The 2952-nt window shown below is 44.6% G+C and carries 4 protein-coding genes; all 4 read left to right on the top strand.

The annotated features are described in order from the left end of the window. The coding region (locus H5187_RS22960) for a DUF935 family protein (protein ID WP_182798418.1) at nucleotides 1-1416 on the top strand (1416 nt) is incomplete at its 5' end. After that, entirely contained in the window at nucleotides 1409-2023 is a 615-nt protein-coding gene (locus H5187_RS22955; RefSeq protein WP_182798417.1) for a DUF3164 family protein, read from the top strand. The genes H5187_RS22960 and H5187_RS22955, both read left to right, overlap by 8 nt. Before the next feature lie 10 nt (nucleotides 2024-2033). Further along, entirely contained in the window at nucleotides 2034-2477 is a 444-nt protein-coding gene (locus H5187_RS22950) for a hypothetical protein (RefSeq protein ID WP_182798416.1), read from the top strand. 2 nt (nucleotides 2478-2479) lie between these two features. After that, on the top strand, nucleotides 2480-2952 hold a 473-nt coding region (locus H5187_RS22945), incomplete at its 3' end, for a hypothetical protein (protein ID WP_182798415.1).

The raw sequence follows: 2952 nt of genomic DNA, 5'->3' as shown, positions 1-2952 counted from the left end.
ACGTCGCTTATCACTGAGCTACCAAACCCTGATCCAATCCTGCGCCGCGCAGGTAAAAACACCGCTATTTATGAAGAAATAGCCCGTGACGCACACGTTATAGGTGAACTGCGCTCGCTACGTAGTGGTTTATTTAGCTTTAATACCGAGTTAGTACCAGGCGGTGACGACGCAGCAAGCTTAAAAAGCTATGAGTTAGCCAAAGCGTTTTTTGCGCGTAAACCTTGCCCACATACAGAATGGGCCGATATGGATTGGCACAACTACAGCGCTATTTTAAACGGGTTTAGCGTTACCCATTTAGGCAAATACATTAAGCACGACGGCCATTGGCAACCCGAGTATGTAGAGACCTGGCGCAACAGTCGCTTTGCGTTTAATAGTGATCACGAGCTGCTTGTTAAGACCAGCGAAAATCCGCAAGGTGAGTTAGTCGATCAACGTCGTTGGTCGTGCGTTCGCCACATGCCAAGCGCCGAAAACCCGTATGGTATTGCATTATTAAGCAGTTGTTTTTGGCCGTGGACCTTTAAACACGGCGGCTTTAAGTTTTTTGTACAGCTGTGCGAACGCTTTGGTATTCCATTCCCTGTGGGTAAATACCCAATTGCCAGTAAAGACAAAGATATTGAAAATTTATTAGATGGCTTAGCTAAGTTGGTAAGTGATGGTATTGCAGCGATACCCGATGACACGACAATTGAGATCATCGAAAGTAAAATATCTGGCGAGCCAGTGCCTGAGCGCTTAGTAAACTTTTGTAATGCTGAAATTAGCAAAGCCCTCACCAGTCAAACCCTAGCAACCGAGCAAAAAAATGGCGGCGCACGCGCAGCCAGCGAAACCCATGCAAAACGCGCAGGCGACAACCAACGATCAGACAGGGCGCTTGTAGCCTCTTACCGTAACCAGCTTTTAAACGCATTACACACGGTAAACTTTGACGGTGGCGAGCCGCCTAAATTCATCTTTAAAGACAAACGCGAGATCAACACCGACACCGTAACCCGCGTGCGCGAAACAGCCCGTATTGTGCCTGTTGGTGAAGACTGGGCTTATCAAGAACTCGGTGTACCAAAGCCAAAAGACGGCGAAACAATCCTAGATGTGCCAGACGAAGGCCATGGCATAGCCACGGCTGCTAAAACTGAGTTTGCCAAAAAACAAACGGATGCCGTAGAGCTTAACAATGAATTTGATGCGTTTGATCACGCAAGTGACGACACCATCAAACAGATTTTTCAATTTGCCCAGGCATCTAAAAGCCTGGACGAACTTAAGCAAAAAATAACCTCACAATTCCCTGACATTTCAAGCTCTGCATTGGCGCAAGTTGCCCAAACAGCAATGGAGTATGAGTTTATGGCAGGCATGAACGAGGCTAATTCAAAAACCGTGGAGATAGACGATGAATAATGTTCCTGACGGGTATTTAAAAGACGGCAAAGGCAATTTAGTCGCCATTGCTAACATCAAACAAACCGATTTAATCAAAGATGAGTTTGTTAAAAAAGCCATCGATAAAGCCGTTGAAATGCAGGAAGCACTAGCAGAGTTTAAGCAAAGCTTAATGGCCGAAGCCGACGACTTTATAGAGCTATTAGCGCAAGAACATGGCGTTAACTTAGGCGGTAAAAAAGGCAATGTGACACTACGCACTTTTGATAGCCAACTAAAAGTAACGCTACAAACGCAAGAACGCATTGAACTTGGCCCAGAGCTTGCCCTTGCCAAACAATTAATTGATCAATGCCTGGACGAATGGACCGAAGGCGGCAATCAAAACATTAAAGCCATTGTGAGCAAAACGTTCAACACGGATAAGCAAGGTTCTCTTAACCCGCAACGCATTTTAGCCCTGCGTAAACTCGAAATTTCAGACGATTCCGGCAAGTGGACCAAAGCCATGAACATTATCGCTGAGTCGGTTGGCGTTGTTGACTCATGCCGTTTTATACGCTTTTACAAGCAAGATGATAAAGGCATTGAGCAAGCAATTTCACTCGATATAGCAAAACTGTAGCGGGGCGCTTATGGCCATCACAAAAGAGCAGTGGATAGAGGTAGAAAAGCACTTAGCAGGCTTTTTTGGCTCGGTTATTTTCAAATACGGTGAGTTTGAAATAACAGTGACACGCGGGCGCGTATCTGAGTCTAAAACAAGCTTAGTTGTGTATGTAGACGATGTAATTAAGGGCGGCTGGTACTCTAAAGACAACGAGCGCCCTTCATGTATTCCTGATGTTTGGCGTAAACGAACCCGCGCCAGATACACGGCTAAATCAATCAAGGATGCAGAAAAAGTATGGGGTAAGCGCCGTGCAAAAAAAGAATTCCCAGAGCTTTACGAAGTAACCGAATACCACACATGCGACTTTACAACCGCTAAAAGCCTCGTTCGTCAGTATAAAAAGCTCGAAGGTTTAGAGCTTATTAAAATTGGCGGCCAATCTTACGACGACTATATAAAGGTATAACTATGGACCCAATTACAATAGCACTTGGCATAGCAAAGCTCACAGGCCTGGATAAAAAAATAGGCGGTTGGATAGGGGGCGACAATGGATCAAAGGTCGCGTCTAAAGTGGTAGATATTGCGCAAACCATTACTAATGGCGGCACGCCTGAGCAAGCATTTAACCTAGTTCAGCAATCTAGCGCATTGCAACAAGAGTTAAGGCAAACAATTTTAAACCGTGAAAAAGAGCTTGATGATTTAGCGTTTAAAAACACTCAAAGCGCCCGCAATATGCAGATACAGGCACTTAATCAAGATGATAAGTTTTCTAAACGCTTCATTTATTACTATGCGTGGTTCTGGTCGGTTGCAACCGTTATATACATAGGGTGTATAACGTTTTTAACTATTCCAGATACCGCAACACGCTTTGCAGACACCATTTTAGGCTTTATTTTAGGCACCGTTGTAGCGTCAATATTGAATTTTTTCTT

The organism is Pseudoalteromonas sp. SG44-1, from assembly GCF_014164315.1.
GTDB classification, from domain to species: domain Bacteria; phylum Pseudomonadota; class Gammaproteobacteria; order Enterobacterales; family Alteromonadaceae; genus Pseudoalteromonas; species Pseudoalteromonas rhizosphaerae.
This window is presented reverse-complemented; position numbering and strand designations above follow the sequence as displayed.

Coding starts and splice junctions, on each gene's coding strand:
- H5187_RS22955 (WP_182798417.1), top strand. CDS start 1,409: ATGAATAATGTTCCTGACGGGTATTTAAAAGACGGCAAAGGCAATTTA.
- H5187_RS22950 (WP_182798416.1), top strand. CDS start 2,034: ATGGCCATCACAAAAGAGCAGTGGATAGAGGTAGAAAAGCACTTAGCA.